The 17,254-nt window shown below is 64.3% G+C and carries 17 protein-coding genes and 1 pseudogene; 8 read left to right on the top strand and 10 right to left on the bottom strand.

Annotated features, from left to right (window positions below; genetic code table 11):
• Positions 1-172: 172 nt before the first annotated feature.
• Positions 173-385, top strand: coding sequence for a helix-turn-helix domain-containing protein (locus tag IC40_RS0101015; protein WP_030132920.1), 213 nt, complete (start codon positions 173-175; stop codon positions 383-385).
• 4 nt (positions 386-389) lie between these two features.
• Positions 390-947 (top strand): Clp protease N-terminal domain-containing protein, encoded by a 558-nt coding sequence (locus IC40_RS0101010; RefSeq protein ID WP_030132919.1) that lies wholly within the window; start codon positions 390-392, stop codon positions 945-947.
• 54 nt (positions 948-1,001) lie between these two features.
• On the opposite strand, the gene istB is transcribed toward IC40_RS0101010, so the two are convergent.
• The 3 genes and pseudogenes from istB to IC40_RS0100995 all read right to left on the bottom strand — a co-directional run.
• Positions 1,002-1,862: an IS21-like element helper ATPase IstB gene (istB, locus tag IC40_RS0101005; RefSeq protein WP_234411510.1), complete on the bottom strand. Its 861-nt coding sequence runs from the start codon at positions 1,860-1,862 to the stop codon at positions 1,002-1,004.
• Positions 1,859-3,121, bottom strand: a complete 1,263-nt coding sequence (gene istA / locus IC40_RS0101000; RefSeq protein WP_030132917.1) for an IS21 family transposase — start codon at positions 3,119-3,121, stop codon at positions 1,859-1,861. Before istA ends, istB begins: the two co-directional genes overlap by 4 nt.
• Positions 3,122-3,177: 56 nt before the next feature.
• Positions 3,178-4,281: pseudogene (locus IC40_RS0100995) on the bottom strand (NAD(P)/FAD-dependent oxidoreductase); the annotation flags it as partial.
• 93 nt (positions 4,282-4,374) lie between these two features.
• Between IC40_RS0100995 and IC40_RS0100990 the strand changes: the two are divergent.
• Entirely contained in the window at positions 4,375-5,148 is a 774-nt protein-coding gene (locus tag IC40_RS0100990; protein ID WP_042509507.1) for an SDR family oxidoreductase, read from the top strand.
• A 164-nt stretch (positions 5,149-5,312) separates the two neighbouring features.
• Here the strand turns inward: IC40_RS0100990 and IC40_RS27020 are convergent, their stop codons facing one another.
• Positions 5,313-5,651 carry a cupin domain-containing protein gene (locus IC40_RS27020; protein WP_081843277.1) on the bottom strand — a complete coding sequence of 113 codons (339 nt, stop codon included), beginning with the start codon at positions 5,649-5,651 and terminating at the stop codon, positions 5,313-5,315.
• 94 nt (positions 5,652-5,745) lie between these two features.
• On the opposite strand from IC40_RS27020, the gene IC40_RS0100985 reads away from it, so the two are divergent.
• Together IC40_RS0100985 and IC40_RS26720 are read left to right on the top strand one after the other, a co-directional pair.
• Positions 5,746-6,471 (top strand): Type 1 glutamine amidotransferase-like domain-containing protein, encoded by a 726-nt coding sequence (locus tag IC40_RS0100985; RefSeq protein ID WP_030132914.1) that lies wholly within the window; start codon positions 5,746-5,748, stop codon positions 6,469-6,471.
• A complete protein-coding gene (locus IC40_RS26720) occupies positions 6,471-7,436 on the top strand; it encodes a GNAT family N-acetyltransferase (RefSeq protein ID WP_051644239.1) in 966 nt (321 codons plus the stop codon). Before IC40_RS0100985 ends, IC40_RS26720 begins: the two co-directional genes overlap by 1 nt.
• Positions 7,437-7,480: 44 nt before the next feature.
• On the opposite strand, the gene IC40_RS0100975 is transcribed toward IC40_RS26720, so the two are convergent.
• On the bottom strand, positions 7,481-8,062 hold the full coding sequence (locus tag IC40_RS0100975) for a TetR/AcrR family transcriptional regulator (RefSeq protein ID WP_030132912.1): 582 nt from the start codon (positions 8,060-8,062) through the stop codon (positions 7,481-7,483).
• Between the two features lie 85 nt (positions 8,063-8,147).
• Here IC40_RS0100975 and IC40_RS0100970 point away from each other — a divergent pair, with 85 nt between their 5' ends.
• Together IC40_RS0100970 and IC40_RS0100965 are read left to right on the top strand one after the other, a co-directional pair.
• A complete protein-coding gene (locus tag IC40_RS0100970) occupies positions 8,148-8,939 on the top strand; it encodes an SDR family NAD(P)-dependent oxidoreductase (protein ID WP_030132911.1) in 792 nt (263 codons plus the stop codon).
• A gap of 37 nt (positions 8,940-8,976) precedes the next feature.
• Complete coding sequence (locus tag IC40_RS0100965; RefSeq protein ID WP_030132910.1) at positions 8,977-9,867, top strand: SDR family NAD(P)-dependent oxidoreductase; 891 nt, start codon at positions 8,977-8,979, stop codon at positions 9,865-9,867.
• A gap of 105 nt (positions 9,868-9,972) precedes the next feature.
• Here IC40_RS0100965 and IC40_RS0100960 read toward each other — a convergent pair whose 3' ends face one another.
• Together IC40_RS0100960 and IC40_RS0100955 are read right to left on the bottom strand one after the other, a co-directional pair.
• Positions 9,973-10,944, bottom strand: coding sequence for an SDR family oxidoreductase (locus IC40_RS0100960; protein ID WP_030132909.1), 972 nt, complete (start codon positions 10,942-10,944; stop codon positions 9,973-9,975).
• Between the two features lie 55 nt (positions 10,945-10,999).
• The gene (locus tag IC40_RS0100955) at positions 11,000-11,806 is read right to left on the bottom strand and encodes an SDR family NAD(P)-dependent oxidoreductase (RefSeq protein WP_030132908.1); all 807 of its coding nucleotides are present in this window, start codon (positions 11,804-11,806) and stop codon (positions 11,000-11,002) included.
• A 115-nt stretch (positions 11,807-11,921) separates the two neighbouring features.
• Between IC40_RS0100955 and IC40_RS0100950 the strand changes: the two genes are divergently transcribed.
• Positions 11,922-12,656, top strand: coding sequence for a transposase (locus tag IC40_RS0100950; RefSeq protein ID WP_030132907.1), 735 nt, complete (start codon positions 11,922-11,924; stop codon positions 12,654-12,656).
• A gap of 125 nt (positions 12,657-12,781) precedes the next feature.
• Here the strand turns inward: IC40_RS0100950 and IC40_RS0100945 are convergent, their stop codons facing one another.
• Genes IC40_RS0100945 through IC40_RS0100935 form a run of 3 tightly spaced genes read right to left on the bottom strand, consistent with a single transcriptional unit; the run spans position 12,782 to position 17,218 of the window.
• Positions 12,782-14,434 carry a serine hydrolase domain-containing protein gene (locus IC40_RS0100945; protein ID WP_030132906.1) on the bottom strand — a complete coding sequence of 551 codons (1,653 nt, stop codon included), beginning with the start codon at positions 14,432-14,434 and terminating at the stop codon, positions 12,782-12,784.
• Positions 14,431-15,726 (bottom strand): diaminopimelate decarboxylase, encoded by a 1,296-nt coding sequence (gene lysA / locus IC40_RS0100940; protein WP_036469166.1) that lies wholly within the window; start codon positions 15,724-15,726, stop codon positions 14,431-14,433. Before lysA ends, IC40_RS0100945 begins: the two co-directional genes overlap by 4 nt.
• Before the next feature lie 28 nt (positions 15,727-15,754).
• Positions 15,755-17,218, bottom strand: a complete 1,464-nt coding sequence (locus tag IC40_RS0100935; protein WP_081843276.1) for a xylulokinase — start codon at positions 17,216-17,218, stop codon at positions 15,755-15,757.
• Between the last annotated feature and the right edge of the window lie 36 nt (positions 17,219-17,254).

Genomic DNA, 17,254 nt, shown 5'->3' with positions numbered 1-17,254 from the left:
GCCCAGACCGGCGCAATCATCTCGGCGAGCGAACGGTAGAAAGCCTGGGGTGTCAACGGTTTCTCAAAATTGACCCCCTGCGGGTCTCGCGAGTTGACCCACCTTTGGGTTGACTAACGATTACGTGTCAATTTGGGTTGACAAGTAGGCATCGTCAATCTACGTTGACGGTGTGACTGATCTCGATGGGTTCGACGACGCGGCGTGCAGTGAGGACCCGGAGTTGGGTTTGCGTACAGTGCTCGCGCTGCAACGGCTGCAGGAGCGGCTGGAAGCGATCCACGTCCGCAGTGCGCGTGCGCAGGGGTGGAGTTGGCAGGCGATCGCCGATGCCCTCGGGGTGAGTCGCCAGGCGGTGCATCAGAAATACAACCGGAGGAGATAACACGATGTTCGAACGTTTTGGCCGGCATGCCCGCGTGGCTGTCGTTTTGGCTCAGGAAGAAGCAAAAGACCTCGGTGCCACAGTGATTGGGCCTGAACACTTGGTGGCCGGGATTGTGCAGAGCGCCAGCAGCGAGCTCTCGGGTGAGCTCGCTGCGGTGGGGATGACCGTCGATTCGGTGCGTGAGCAGCTTGGCGCCAACGCGAGCGGAGCATCATTTGAGTCAGACGCCGACGCCCTACAGTCGATCGGAATTGATCTGCACCGTGTGCGCGAGCGCATCAATCATACGTTCGGTGCAGGAACCTTCGACGATGCGGTCAGCGATGCAGGGCGCCGGCCTCAGCGCGGGAATCTTGCATTCAGCAAGCCCGCCAAAGAAGCGCTCAAACTCGCACTGCGCGAGGCGGTCGCCCATCATGAGTCAACCATCGATTCTGAGCATCTGTTGTTAGGTGTTCTGCGTGGCGGCGATCCGGTGGCGTGTGCACTGATCACCGCCCACGTCGAGGAAGATGTATTGCGCAGCAATATCATTGCTCTGCTGGACCGCGCCGCCTAAGTAAGGACCGGCAGACCGATTCTGGTCGACCCTCAGCCAATCAAGGGCAAAAGTCTAATTGCTGTTGGTGCGGCTTTTGCCGAGGAGTTCGCGGCGGGTGCGGGTCCGGTAAGAGTCGCCTGTGAGGGTCAGCACTTCGGCGTGGTGGACCAGGCGGTCGATCATGGCTGCGGCTACGACATCATCGGAGAAGGTCTCTCCCCAGCGCCCGAACGGCAAGTTTGAGGTCACCATGATCGAGCCGATCTCATATCTGGAGGCGATCAACTGGAAAAACAGGTTGGCCGCGTCCTGGTCGAACGGGATATAGCCGACCTCATCGATAATGATCAGCTTGTAGCGGCGGATCTTCTTCAGTTCGGCCTCCAGCCGGTTGCCGTGATGGGCGGCCCCGAGGCGGGCGATCCAGTTGCTCGCGGTGTCGAACAACACCGAGTAGCCGGCGTGCGCGGCCTTGACTCCGAGACCAATTGCCAAGTGCGTCTTGCCGATACCAGGAGGTCCAAGCAACACGACGTTCTCGGCTTTTGGCACGAACATACCGGTGGCCAGGTGCGCGAGAACATCACGGCGTAGCGACGGGAGGTGGTCGAGGTTGAAGTCCTCTAGGGTTTTGACCTGCGGGAAGTGCGCGGTTCGGATCCGCATGGTGGTGCCGGCCGATTCCCGGTCGGCTACCTGGCGTTGCAAGATGGCAGCCAGATACTCTTCGTGCGACCAGTTCTCGTCACGTGCCTGCTCAGCCAAGGGTTCCCAGCAGCGTCCGATCGTTGGGGTCTTCAATACCCGGGTGAGATAGGCCAGCTGTGCCGGCAGCCCATCTGCGGGCACCGAGGCCAGCGGTGGGGTGTCGGCTGGCAACGGCGTACTGGCTTCGGCTGGCCGCGCCTTGGCGGACTTGGTGGCTGGGGTCATGAACTGTTCCTCACTATCGTTGGGGCGGAATCGAAGTCGACGCCGAACAGGGCGTCGTAATCCGGCAGAGCGCGCAGCGCTACCCGATGGCCGTCGTGATGACGCCGCGTGGCGGCGGCCCGGCGGCTGCGTCGATCGGCCAACGCGTGACGCATCCCGGCAGCGATCCCGACGTGCGCCTCATCGGTGATCGTGGCGTGAGCCGCCCAGCACCGGGCGTGCCGGGCCACCAGCTGACCGTCGCAACGGACCGTCACCTCATCCAACGAGGCGCTGACGTCGACGAACCTACCGATCACCCGCGGATCAACTGAATAGTCCACGGCATCGACGCGCACGTAGTAGTCCCGCGAGAGCCGGATTCGATGAGTCAGCCCGATCGGCGGCACCACCGGTGGCAGCGCCAGCATCCCCTGGCAGTCCGTCTCGAACAGATCGACCGGGCGTGCCCCGATCGCACGGACCGTGCGAGTGTTGGCTCGCACCAGCCATGCCGCGAGCTGGGTGTTGAAATCCGCTGGCGAGGTGAAGATGCGGCCAGGGAGAAACGAAGTCTCCAAATAGCCGTTGGCCCGCTCGACCATGCCCTTGTACTCAGGGTCGCGCGGCGGCGCCAAATGAATCCGGGTAGCCAACGTACCGGCGAACGCGGACGCCGCCGTGCTGACCCGACCCGTGCCGCCGATCGCTGCTTCACGGTCCCACACCAGGGTTTTCGGTACCCGTCCCCACCCACAGATCAACGCCCACATACCCGAGAGGATGTCGCCACCCTGGCGCGACGGGATCATCACCGCACCGATCGTGCGCGAAAACCCCGACACCATCACCAACACCGGCAACATGCGGTCGTGCCCCGCGCCGACCGGTATCATCGGCGCGGGAAACCACAAGTCGCACTGCGCGATCGCCCCCGGCCGATACACAAACCGGTCCACCGGGTCGATCCCCACATACTCCGGCCGGATCTTCTGCAGCTTCTTCTTCAGCGGCGAACTCGAATATGGCCAACCGATCCGCTCGGCGATCACCGGGGCCGGCATCTTCGGCCACTCAGTCAGCAACACACGGATCTGCGGCTCATACGCATCGGCCACCGAGCCCCGAGATTCCCGTTCATACTGCGGCGGCCGCTCACGGGCCAGAGCCGCCCGGACCGTATTCCGTGAGATCCCCAACCGGCGAGCCACCTCCCGGATCGGTACCCCCTCAGCCCGATGCAACCGCCGAATCTCTGCCCAATCCTCCACCGCAATCATCCCTCCAAGACACCACCGGGCGGGTCAACATTGCGGGACCCTCAGCGGTCTACTTTTCAGGAAGCTGCAACATGGGGATTGCCGAGGCCGTGCACGCCTAGGTGCTCGCGTAGCGCATGAACGTGCCGCGCAGCCATGGTGATTCCTTGGCCGTGGATGGGATCCAGGCAACACAAGGCATCCCCGATGACAAGGAGTCCGTCAGGAAGCGTCTCGGCGTGGTCATAGCGGTGCCAGGTGCCGCCGGGGTAGCGATACACCGCGATGTCGGACACAGCTCTGGCTCGGCGCAGCGCTGGTGTGATGTGTGCCGGCATGAACGATTCGGCGCGGGACAACATGTCCGACAGCGTGTCTGGTGGGGGCTGGTCGTCGTTGTCGTGGGTGGCGATGGTCAATGTCCAGGTGTCCTGCTCGCCGGCGATGAGACCGCCGCGGCCGGTGCCGCCGGGCGGGATGACCAGGACGAGCCGTTCCGGGAAGGAATCCTGGTCGTCGATGGCCAGGTGTTGGCTGTAGTACACACCGCGCACCCGGAACGTGCGTTGGGGTGGGCGTGGGCAACCCAGTTGTTCGAGAAGCAGGGGTGTGCGGGTGGCACGTCCGCTGGCATCGACAATCAATTCGGCATCCAGCGTGCGTGTGGTGCCGGTCTGTCGGTCGGTGACAGTGACGCCGGTGATGCGCCCTGGCCGGGAGGCGACGAGTTCGCCGACGTCGTGGCCGTCGGCGACCATGACGGTGGACCGGTCGGCGACACGACGGCGCAACACATACTCCAACTGTGGTCGCGTCACCAGATAGTGGGCCAGCGCTGCCGGGTCAGCGAGTGCGTCGGCGCGGTTGAAACCGTAATGACCGTTCTGAAGGTGCATCCGTGCACCCAATTGAGCGTCGTCAAGGACCTGTGCGCCCGCGTCGACCAGATCGCCGAGTACACCGGGCACCAGGTCGTCTATCGTCTGCCATCCCTTGGACAGCACGCTGTGCAGGTGCGGGCCCTGGGGAATGCCACGTCGTGCAGATGGGCTGTCGGGTAGTTGGTCACGTTCGACAACGGTGACGTGGTGGCCTGAATCGGCGAGCGTCGCGGCAGCGAGTAGGCCCGCGATACCGGCGCCCAGGACTACAGCATGTGCGGCCATGACGTCTACGCCTCCCTTGCGTGTCGCGTGATACCGAACGCTAACCCCAAAATAAGAAAAATAAGGCTAGATTAAGTAAATTCTAAGGATGGTCATGGATGGGAGGCGATGGCTTTGACTCAACGCAAAGAAGAGGAGCCCACATGCGGTGCACAGTCGCGACGACGGGTTGCCTTGGTAACCGGTGCCTCCCGCGGTATCGGGGCTCAGGTGGCCCGACAGCTCGGCGCCCACGGTCTGCACGTGGTGATCAACTACCGCGAGAAAGCGAAACGGGCCCAGGCGGTGGTCGACGAGATTCGAGCCGCAGGCGGCCACGCCACCGCGATGGGCGCCGACGTCTGCGACGAAGAGCAGGTTCGGGCGCTGCTCGAGACGATCAACTACCGATTCGGGGCGCTCGATGTGTTGGTGCTCAACGCGTCCGGTGGGCTGGAGCGCGGCGCGGACCCGGGCTATGCGATGCGATTGAATCGCGATGCGCAATGCGAGTTGGTCACCCGAGCAGTGCCGCACATGCCCGAGGGCGCACGCGTCGTGTTTGTCACCAGCCACCAAGCGCATTTCTCTCCTGATCGACCGGTTCCCGAGGGATACGAACCGATCGCGGCGAGCAAGCGTGCGGGTGAAGACGCGCTGCTTGCCGCCAAACCCGCACTGGCAGAACGCGGAATCGTCTTGAAGGTGGTGTCGGGGGACATGATCGACGGAACCATCATTGTCCGGCTCTTGCACCGCAAAGACCCCGCCGCGGTGCAAGCCCGCCGCGATCACGGGCCATTGCCCACCGTCGAAGAGTTCGCCACTGCCATTACCGACGCAGCACTACAACCCGAGGTCGCCGAAACGACCTATGTAGGTGGCGCCGACTATCGAATGTGAAGTTTTCCCCTGCATCGCCACTGCAGCCGCTGAAGATCTCGACGCTGCAGCAGCCCGGTAATCGGGGTCGTGTTGGCGAAGCCAACCCATGCTGCGCACTACTTCCGAGCGACTGGGTCTGTCGGACAACCTGAGACACAGCGGCGAAAGGGGGTGATTGACTTTCAGTGGAACGGCCGATCGCTTGCGACAATAAGAACAGTCATTCCGTTCTCGGATCCGGACTCGTGCATCTCGCCCGGACTCCATAACGCAGCTTGACCAACGCTGACGGGGACACGCACGCCATCGGCTCCGGCTACCCACCCACTTCCACTGATGATTGCGAAGAGTTGGTGTCGTCCTGCGCGATGACACCCGAGCACACCGTGGGATTCACACCACGCAATATGCACGCGAGCCTCCAGGTCGGCGTCGAGTCCGGAGATGCTGCACATCGCGATGCCGCGGCTGCCGAAACCGTCGCCGTCCAAAGAGCTTCTCGGCAGGTTGATGATCTCCATATCAGCAGTGTGACAGGCGGCAGCAGACGGGGACCGCCAGCTGTGCCGGACTAATCGGTTGTGCAACAACGCGAGCTCACCTTAACGTCGATGCATGCCTGCCGATGCGCCGACGATCCTCGCTACCAGCGGGGGAATCGGTGCTGGGCTGCGCACTCGCTTCGAGTTCACGGCGTTGACCGATTTCTCGGTGGACTTGTCCGGGGTCGAAGGTCGTGCGCCGCGCGTCTGCTTTCTGGCCACCGCGATGGGTGACGACAAGGCCACGCTGCATTACCTGACCGAGGCGGCACAATCACGCGGGTTCATCCCGACGCACATCTCGCTGTTTCCGATGCCGACCGTCGCCGACACGACAGCGCACCTGGTGGAGCAGGACGTGGTCTGGGTGTTCGGGGGCAGTGTCGCCAACCTGCTCGCACTATGGCGTGTGCACGGACTCGACACAGCCCTGCACGCCGCCTGGCAGGCCGGGGTGGTGCTCACCGGGATCTCCGCAGGTTCGATCTGCTGGCACAGCGGAGGAATGACCGATTCCTTCGGCCCGACCCTGCAACCGATCGTCGACGGATTGCGATTCCTCCCATACGCCAATGGCGTGCATTACGACACCGAGGCACAGCGACGTCCGATGCTGCAGACGTTTGTCGGCAACGGAACGTTGCCGGCTGCCTACGCCACCGATGACGGCGCCGGGTTGCTCTACCGAGGTACCACGTTCGTGGAGGCGGTTGCGGAGAAGAACTCTGCTGGTGCCTACTTCGTTTCGGCGGGTGATGGTGGAGTGCTGGAGACGGCGCTGGACGTGCGGCACCTGTGATGACCACGATCACCTTCCGCGCTTCGACAGCCGACGATTTCGAGTTTGTCTTCGAATTGCACAAGGCCACTTTGGGCCCCTACGTGGATCAGGTCTGGGGCTGGGACGACGACGTTCAACGCGCATACTTGGGCCGCAATATTGACTTTGCGGTTACGCAGGTGATTGTTGTCGACGGGGCCGATGCTGGCAGGTTGGACCTTGCAGAGCGTGACGGTGACGTATATGTCGGCCTGCTCGAAGTGGCGTCGGTCTTTCAGCGCCGCGGGATCGGCACACGCGTCCTTCGAGAGGTGCTCGATGATGCGTTCGCCGCTGGGCGAGGGGTGTGCCTGAATGTGTTGAAGGTCAATACGGATGCTCACAGACTCTATCGACGCCTGGGATTCGTGGTGGTCGCGGAGACCGAGATCCGTTGGCGGATGCGGGCTCATCCACCGGGCATTCACGAGAGTAACGCTGCGACTGAGGACTTGGTGTTCAGCCAATCCGATCCAGAGGTCCGGCTGCGTGCTGCCACTCCAGACGATCTGGGGTTCCTCGTGGAGATGGCACGGTACGCCTCTGTGATCGAGGACCGGCCGCTGCCTGACCCAGCTGACGACGATGTTGTGGAGATGTTGCCCGCGCCAGGAACCGTGACGATCATTGCCGAGGATCGATACGGATCACCTGTCGGAGCCGCGTGGACGTACCACAGCAGTCCGCCGCTGCGAACCGATGCTGATGGTGCTCCGCTACCCGAACTGTGCATGGCGGTCGCCCCGCCGCAGCGGGGAGGCGGCATCGGTGCGATGCTGCTGGAAGCATTGTTCGCCGATCTCGCGCCGAGGTTCGACTCGATGTGCGCCAACGTCCATGTGCGCAATCCCGCACGACGACTCTACGAACGTAAAGGTTTTCGCGATGACGGCATAGGTCACGGACCGTTGGGCATCGCGCTGATCAAAGATCTAGGTAGGTAGGACGCGAGTGCCAACGGCACGATGTCGCAAAGGGGCCGGCGGGTTCAGTTCACCGGTGTCTCTACGATCGCGTCGAACACCGCCTCCAGCAGCGTCGCGAGTTGGTCAGGGGCGGTGCGGCGATTCATCGCGCCGGCACCCACCACGCGACGCATCAAGAGCACTCCGCTGATGACGGAGAGCATGACGTCGCTGCGAAGCCGGGCGCCCGGTTCGGGCAACCTGGAAGACAATCGCCGCCCGACATGACGCTCGATCGCCTCCCGCACAATCTCGGTTGCGCGCGGGTTCGACGCCGACCGCAGCATGATGAGGAACGGTGCAACCTCGTTGGCATCGGAGGCTGAACGCGACACCAGGATCGTCGCCGCGTCACGGGTGAGCGACTGTGAATCCTCGGTGATGAACACCCCCGGCGCGAACGACACGTCGACGGCCTCGATGAACAACTGCTCCTTCGAGCCGAAGTATCGGTTCACCAACATCGCGGTGACGCCCGCGTCGCCGGCGATCTCTCGGACGCCCACACCGTCATAGCCGGCACGCGCGAAGTGACGGATCGCCGAGGCGAGAATCGCCTCGCGGGTGGCAGCAGCATCGCGCCGTCGAGGCGAGGTAGTGGACATGGAATCCACGCTAGGGAATAGCCGGCAGCAAGTCTACGTCTGTATAAATGTGGTTAGTCTACAACTGTAGATAAGGAGAGAACGCATGGACATGGGCCTGACCGCCAAACGTGCGTTGATCACCGGGTCGAGCACCGGCCTGGGGCGGGCGATCGCCGAGATGCTCGCGACCGAGGGCTCGTCGGTGATCGTCCACGGGCGCGATAGGGATCGCACCGAGAAGGTGGCAGCGGGAATACGCGACGCGGGAGGTGATGCACGAGCAGTGTGCGGTGACCTGGCTACCGCAGACGGTGCTCGCGCCGTCGCGGAGAGCGCCGGGCAGGTCGACATCCTGGTCAACAATGCCGGCACCTACGACGGACTGGGCTGGGCGGACCTCACCGACACCCGGTGGATGCAGATCTTCGAGACCAACGTGATCTCGGGGACGCGGATGATCGGATACCTCGTCCCGGGAATGCGCACCCGTGGGTGGGGTCGTGTCGTCACCATCGGCGGCGGACTGGCGTTGCAACCGGTCGCCGTTCAACCGCACTACAGTGCGACGCTGGCGGTCAGGCACAACCTCACCGTCTCGCTGGCCAGAGAACTTGCCGGGACCGGAGTCACCGCGAACATCGTGGCTCCCGGGGCGATCCTCACCGAACCGGTACGCGAAATGACACTCCGGGTCGCCGCCGAGCAGTGCTGGGGTACGGACTGGAGCGATATCGAACGGTCGGCTTCCGCCGCGTGGTTTCCCAACGACATCGGCCGATTCGGACGACCCGATGAGATCGCGGCTGCAGTGACATTCCTCTGCAGTCGTCACGCCGACTACATCAGCGGCGCCGACCTGCGCGTCGACGGCGGCATCGTCCGCACTGTCTCCTGACGCCGATCCATGAACACAATCCCTGAAAGGAACTCTCATGAGGCAACATTCGCGGGTATTCGTCGTTTCCGGTGCATCCCGAGGCCTCGGACGCGCCATCACCGAAGCAGCACTCGAAGCCGGCCACCGTGTCGTGGCCGGCGCACGTAAGGTCTCGGCGCTCGACGACTTGGCGGCCAGATACGCTGATCGTCTCGCGGTTGTGGCGCTCGACGTCACCGACGATGGTCAGGTACGCGCAGCGGTCGCCGCCGCCGTCGACCGCTTCGGCGGAGTCGATGTTCTGGTCAACAACGCCGGCTACGCCAACATGGCTGCCATCGAAGACGTCGATTTCGACGACTTCCGCACGCAAGTCGACACGAACTTCTTCGGTGTCGTCCGTCTCACCCGCGAAGTACTCCCGATCATGCGGGAACAACGTCACGGCAACATCATTCAGATCTCGTCGGTAGGCGGGCGCATCGTACGACCCGGTTTGTCGGCCTACCAATCGTCGAAGTGGGCCGTCACCGGTTTCTCCGAAGTGCTCTCCCAAGAGGTCACGCCGCTGGGCATCAAGGTCACCGTCCTGGAACCTGGTGGCATGCGGACGGACTGGGCTGGATCCTCCATGCGCATCGATCCCGTTCGAGAGGAGTACGCCGAGACGGTCGGTGTGGCGGCATCCGGGACCAGCCCCGAAAGCATCGGCGCCAGCGACCCGGTCAAGGTGGCGGAACTGGTACTGCACATCGTCGACATGGACGAACCGCCCCTGCGATTGCTCGTCGGCCCCGACGCCTATCGATATGCCACCGAGGCCGGACGCCGGCTACTGGCATCCGACGAGAAATGGCGTGAGCTCAGCGTCTCGACCGCCGCTGACGACGCCACGCCCGATCAGCTCGATCCCTTGGCGGCACTGGGCAAGACCGAACGCAGGTAGCGGACTGATGGAACTGCGATGCTTCAGATGCCGATGTCCCGCACCAAGCCGTCGCCGTTCAGTGACCCACCGATAACGCACTCGGCCACAGCTTCCTCGGGAGATTCACACACCTCGTTCCGTCGCGATCCGGCGCACGAACTCCTCATAGCTGGTGGGTTTGCGCGGTAGGACCTTCGCCATGTCTTCGAACTTTCCGGCCGGCAGTCCGTGCACGTCGTAGTACTTCATCATCTGCACATAGGTGTCTTGTGCGTCCGCCGGCCACGTGCGGAAGCCTCGTGTGTTCGGCGCTGACAGCAGACCGCGAGCGATATTGGGGATCGCACGGAATCGGGTCGAGAGCAGCGATCGTCCGATTGCAGCGCCGAACGGTCCAATTGCGCGCAGCGGATTCATCAGCGACTCTGGTGGTATTCGAACGGCCGCCATGCGGTGCCCAAGGATTCCGCTCCATGTCCGCGCCATGTCATGACGATCGAGTTCCACGGTGGACAAGTCGTACGTCCGCCCGATGTGCCCCTCAGGGTGGAGCAACACGTTGGCCGCTGCGGCGGCTATGTCCTCGACGTCGACCACGCCCATCCGGCTCTTCGGCGATGTGGGGTAGGGCATTAGGCCCGCGCCGAAGAACTCCCAGAAATCCAGGACGTTCTGCATGTAGTGCGAGGGGCGAAGGATCGTCACGGGTAGGCCAGACTCGCTCAACTTGCCCTCCGCCAGCATTTTTTGGCGGTGATGAGGCAGCTCGGGGATGTCGGGATGGATCACCGAGTGGAAAACGATGTGGTCGAGCCGCTCGGCTTCGGCTCCCGCGATGAGTCGTTCGACCACAGGCATTTCGTCGATGAGCTGGGTCGGAGCGGCGTGGTAGACCTGGCGCACTCCACGTAGCGCCGACTCCAGGTCACCGGGTCGTCGAAGGTCTCCGATCACGACTTCGGTTGCGCCGTCGGCCTTCGATCGTTGAGCCTGGTCGGCATTCTTGACGAATGCGCGTACCCGGCGATCACTGGTGACGAGGTTCCGAACCAGCGGACGTCCGACACCGCCAGCTGCGCTGGTAACCAGAATCATGGCCTGCTCCTATCGTCGGTGAGTGAATGCTGTTTCCCTGTTTATGTTTTGCTGGTCAGCATGTGGATTCCTCTGATCTCTGGAGCGGCCGCAGTGACCGGGCCAGTGCGGGCATCAGTATCCGGCGGGGAACCAGACGTGCCAGCGCTGCGGACACCGCATTACCTTTTCCCGAGACCGTGGAGGGTGGAGTTCTGCGCCGATCGAGTGCACGCAGTCCCGCGGCGGCGACCTGGTCCGGGGTCTGTAACCGTCCCACCACCGTCGCGGTCTCACCGATCACGTCGAAGAACTCGGTGCTGGTGGGACCCGGAGCGAAAGAAAATACTCTGACCCCGTGCTGTTTGGCCTCGTACCACAAGGATTGGCTGAAGCTGAGGACGAAGGATTTCGATGCCGCGTACACCGCCAGGGAGGGCACCGGCTGATAGGCAGTGGTGCTGCTGATGTTCATGATGGCGCCGTGGCCGCGCTGCACCATCTCGGGAAGAAATGCGTGACAGATATCCACTACCGCCGCGACATCGACCGCCAGCACCTGTGCATACGTGCTCGCTTCGCCGTCGAGGAAACTTCCTTGGGTCGCGAACCCGGCATTGTTGATCACGAGGTCGATGTCGCCGACGACGCGCTGGCGCAACTGGCTGCCCGCTGCCTCGACGAATAGGTCGAAAGCCAATGGTGTGCATTTGATCCCGTAGGCCGCTTCGAGTTCGACCGCGAGAGTGTCGAGCCGATCCTGTCGCCGGGCAACCAGCACGAGGTCGCAACCGCGCTTCGCGAGAGCCCGAGCAAAGGCCTGACCGATCCCCGAGCTGGCACCCGTCACGAGCGCCCGCGATGCACGGAATGGCCTGTTCATCGCTACCCCTCCATCGAGCCGGATTGATCCTCGAGGTGTGCCCTATGTCTGCAGCTGCACAATGCGACTATTGCACGACAAATGCAATTAATGCAACACCCCGTACGATCAGCGGATGGTGTCCAAGGCGCGCCGGAGCGAGCAAGAGCGTCGCGCCGCCGTGGAACGGGTCCTCGGTGGCCAGCGCGCATCGGTGGTCGCTCGGGATTTGGGGGTACACCCGGCCACGCTGTACCGCTGGGTCCAGGAGGCGTCAGGCGGCGACGCCGAGTCCACCGCCACGGATGTCCGCTTGATGCACGCCACGCAATCGTTGTTGCGAGACCACGACTACAGCCAGATCACCGTCGAAGAAGTGGCTCGGCATTCAGGTGTCGCGCTGCGCACGGCTTTTCACCACTTCGAGAGCAAACGTGAACTCTTCCGGGCCGCGATCGACGATGCGGCCGGAGTTCTCATCGATGCGATGGACCAGCGATACCGAGGCACCCACTGGCCACCTGAGCCGCTGTTGCAGTTGAGTCTGTTCCTCCGGCTTTCCGCCGAAGCCATCTACGCCACTCCCTCGGCACACGTCTTATTTCGTGACCTCGGCGTTCCCAGATCGGACAGCTTCGCCCTACGCTGGCACGACACGTTCGAGCAGGCGGTGGCGCAACTGCTGAGCACGTCGGCAGACGCCACGGCGATCGACCCCGAAACCGATATCGCCGCGGCTGCACAGGCGATCACCGGGGCCATGCGTGGGATACATGCTGCGGTGTTCGACGGCGCCGACCCGGCTCAGGCATTGCGGATCGTCGCCCGCCTCCACCTCACGGTGTTGCCTCGCCAGGAGCTGGAGGCGTGACGGATGCAGTGGACATGACGAGCGTGACGATGATCCATGCTGGGCGGTAACCACTGTGATCGCGCCCGACGACTCAACCGGCGTCGGCGGTCACGTCGCCTCTCGAATGGGCCGCCCTTCGCTGCTCAGTTGGTGAATGCCCGCGAGTAACGGCAGCCGTCGCGGTCGGCCCAGGCCGCGACACCGTTGATCAGGGGACCGAAGGTGATGCGTTCGGGCAGAGCAACATCGCGGCCGATGCGAAATGTGGAGTGAGCCACCTGCACGAGCTCGACGTCCTCAGCCGGTGCTTCGACACCGCCGGGGGCTATCAACACCAGCGCGCCTCGGCGTTGCACCACGCGGAAGTTGGTGAACCAGGGCGAGTACGAGCGATAGTGCCCGCAGAATTCGTTCCCCGCTGTCGGTGTCCCGTTCGGCGAATCCCGTTGTGCGTAGACGGGGAGGAATTCTTCTGGGCCCCAGGCCCAGTGATCCGCATCGAAGACCAGTGCATAGCGTCGTAGTGCCGGTAGCCGCGTCACGACACGGCGGCCCCACGTTCGAAGCAGAGACGCTTGCTCGCCGCCCGATGACACGCTGAGTCCAACGACGCCGTTTCTCTTTTCGGTGGCTGCGACGTGTATGGACTGGCTTGTGGCCGAGATGAATTCGCCTGTATAGCCGAGCCGTTGCACCTCGTCAGCATCCCATGCGCCCGGGTCGAGCCGATCGACCGCAACTGCACCCGGTGTGCTCAACTCGGTGGCTACGCAGCGCGCGATCGCTTCGGCTACCGGGGTGTCGCCATTGGCATTGGTCACCACGCACACCGCGGTACCACCATCGAGGTCGACAAGCAGGAAGGACGCGTAACCGACCATCCCGCCACCGTGGGTGAGCACGGTACTGTCGTCGACCCGTTCGACGTTGATGCCCAGTCCGTACTGGCTGGATTGGCCAGGAGCCACCCCCGGCAGATCGAGGACGTCCTCCCCGTTGGGAGCGAGTGAGGACACCATCGCCTCGAAGGTGGAATCCTGCAGGACGCGCGTTCCGTCCAGCACGCCGCGGCCGAGCAGCGTGCGCGCGAACCGGCCGAGATCCGAAACCGTGCAGGCAAGATTTCCGTCGGCCCCGGCGACCTCCATCCACGGTGCGGTGATCAGCGGATCGCCGGGCACCCAAGGCCGATCATCGTGCAGAGGTTGATAACCGCGGGCCAACACCGGATAGTCCTCATGCGTGACGCAGGCAATGGTGTCCAACATGCCGAGAGGTTGCAGGATGCGTTGCGCGACGAGCTCGGTTAGCGACGTCCCCGAGAGTTGGGCCGCCACCAGTCCGAGCAGGATGTAACCGAAGTTCGAGTAGTGGAACATCTTTCCGACCCCCGCGGGTGAGGGGGATCCGCCGTGCAGGGTGGCCTGACCGATCTCGTCCGGCACCGCGTCCACGCTCGCTACCAACCCGGAGGTGTGGGTGAGCAACCGTCTGATCGTGACGTCCGGGGTGCGCATCGCGGCCGGAAGCCAGCCCAGAACGTCGCCTACCGGCGTGTCCAGTGTGATCAAGTCGTGCTCGACGAGCTGCAGCACCGCCATCGAGGTGACTATTTTGCTGATCGAGCCGATCTGGAAGAGATGTTGTGGCTCAACGGGTTTACCGCGCTCCATATCGGCGAACCCGAACCGGTGGACGAAGGTCTCGCCCTCGCGGTCGACGGCCACCAAGGCTCCGCCGGGTACTGACCACTTCTCGGCGATGGCGTTGATGACAGCGCGAGCTGACTCGGTCATCCACCCGCCTCCACAGGAGAACCGATGAGTTGTTCGCGACGAAGCAGGTCAGCGAACGTCTCCCGGCGCACAGCCAGCCGTGCCGAACCTTGGTCGCAGAATACGACCGGTGGCCGCAGCGCGGTGTTGTAGTTGTTCGACATCGTGTAGCAGTAGGCCCCGGTCACCGGCACCGTCACCAGATCGCCGACCGCAGGGGCCACCACCTGCACCTGTTCGGCGATCCGGTCACCGGACTCACAGTGCCGACCGACGATGTCGACCGTCTCGGCAGGGCCGCTGCGATCGATGACCGATGGCTGGAATGGCTGCCCGTAGAGCGAGACCTCCAGGTTGTCGCCCATGCCGCCGTCCACTGCGGCGTGGGATCGCACGCCGCGCTTGACCGTCACCACTCGATAGGCGGTGATGCCGTTGCGGGCCACCATGGATCGACCCGGTTCCACGAGAAGTTCCACGTCGGTGCCGAGCTTGCGGTGCACCGCGGAGACGAGTGCCTCGGCGTAGTCCTCGACCGAGGGCGCCTCGTCTTCTCTGACGTAGCGGACCCCGAGGCCACCGCCGAAGTCGTAGACACCGAAGCGCTCGAACTCGGCCAGTGCCGTCACCGCCGCCTCGAATTGGGCGAGGTCGAGAAGCTGTGACCCCACATGGGCATGCAGGCCGCGCAGATCCACCATGGGCTGGCGCCGGATCTCGGTGATGACGTCCTCGACCTGATCGGCCGGGATGCCGAACTTGGAGCTGTCATGCCCCGTCATCATGGCCGCATGTGTCTTGGCATCCAGCGACGGGCTGACTCGCAGTAGTACCGGGACGGGTGATTGTGCCAGGCGCGCAAGCCGTTCCACGTCATCGAGATTGTCGATCACGATGTAACGAACTCGGGCCCGAACCGCGGCGCTGATGTCCTCGTCGGTTTTCGCATTGCCATGGAAGACCGCGCGGCCGGCGTCCGCACACCCGGCCAGCGCCAGCCCCAATTCGCCGGCCGACGCCACATCGGTACCGCAACCTTCCTGGGCGAGCACCCCGATCACGGACGCCGAGGGAAAACTCTTCGATGCGAACAGGACCAGTGACCGCGGGTGGCGGCTGGTGAAGGCGCGGATGTAGTCGCGCGCGGTGCGGCGGAGCGCGCCCTCGTCGATCAGATACGCCGGTGTGCCGTACTCGGCCGCCAGTTGCGCTACCGGGCAACCGCCTATCAGCAGACGGTTTTCGGAATCCAGTTCGGTGCCCTCCGGGTACAGCGAGAGGTCGATATCGGCGGGTGTCAGCGTGTCAGCCATCGGCTCACCTTCGAGTAGTGCGACGTGTTCACCGGGAGTTCCGCGCTTGTTGGGCACGACATGCCGCGTCATGCCGTGCGAAGCGTTCGGCCCACAGGCCGGTCCGCCGCGGGTCCGGTTCGATGACTTCGCGGGTAGATCGGTCCGGTGCGATATCGGGCCAGTCCAGCACGGTCCGGCCAGCCAAAAGCGCCGCACCCACGGCGGAATGGTCTGGCTCATCGGTGTCGGCGTGGACTGCGCGACCCGTCGCATCGGCGAGGTCGCGTCGGAACACGGGGGACAAGGCCCCGGCGCCGCTCATCATGATGGGGCCGGGTGATTCACCTGTCGCGGTGTCGGCGAGGACTTCCAGACAGCGGCGGGATTCCAGCACGATGCCCGCCGTCAAACCACGGGCGAGATCGGCGGCGGTGGTCCGTAACGTCACGCCCTCGATACCGCCGACCAGACCCGGATCCCACAGGGCGCCCTGCTCGCCGGGCGAGAGGTACGGCAGCACCAGCGGCGCATCGGTCAGATCGGCGCCGGCCGCGAGGTCGGCCACCGCTGACGCTCCTCCGGAAATGCCGAGCAACCCGGCCAGCCACTCCAGCGCGGACCCGGTCGCCAGGAGATCCATCTCCCGCCCGTACCCGCCGTCTGCCATCGGGGTGACCAGATAGCGTCCGTGCTCGTCGACATCCGCGGTGGCAGCACTGCCCAAGATGACGTTGCTGGTGCCGGCGATGTATGCCACCATTCCCGGATCTCGCACCCCGAGTCCGTAGGCGCCCAGGACCGAGTCGGCCGCGCCCACGAGCACCGGAATTCCGGCTGGGCATCCCCACCGGGCCGCGAGCTCCGGACGCAATGGCCGATGGTCGCGTGATTCGATGACCGCGGGAACCACGCGTGCGCCGGCTGTCGCCAGTATGGCGGTGTCCCACGCCCGGCGGTGTAGGTCGTAGGCTCCGAAACCCGATGCGGTACTGGGATCGGTCAGCAAATGCCCGGTGAGCATCTGGAACAGGTAGTCCTTGGCGCCGGCCACCGTCGCGTCGGCGGCCAGCCCCAGCCGGCACCGTCGGGCATGCATCGCCAGCAGATAGCGGCCGTCGAATTGTTGCCCGGTACGCCGATACAGGTGGCCGGGACCGACGGCCGAGGCGATGCTCTCGCCGTCGGCCTCGGCCCGTCCGTCCCGCCAGGTGATCGCCGGCCCGATCGGACGTCCACCGATATCCAGGCTGACCAAGGTGGGCAACATCGCCGAGAGGCCGAGTACCCCCCACTTCGCCGGGTCGGTCTGTCGAGCGAGTTCGTCCAGCGCGGCATGGCATGCCGCCACCCAGTCGGCTGGATCCTGCTCGGCGGCATACGGTTCCGGCTGCTCGGTCGGGTAGCCGACTCGGGCGCGCGCCACGCACCGGCCGTCGGCGCCGACCGCGACGGCCTTCAGGCTGCTTGTCCCGAGATCGACACCGACGGCCAGCACACCATTACCGGTCAACGGGCCCTCCCTGGCAGACGCTCACGACCGGCCCGC

Origin of the sequence: Mycolicibacterium neoaurum ATCC 25795 (assembly GCF_000691525.1) — a bacterium.
Classification (GTDB): domain Bacteria; phylum Actinomycetota; class Actinomycetes; order Mycobacteriales; family Mycobacteriaceae; genus Mycobacterium; species Mycobacterium neoaurum.
Note: the sequence above shows the minus strand (reverse complement) of the source record. Positions and strands in the feature narration are given on the sequence as shown.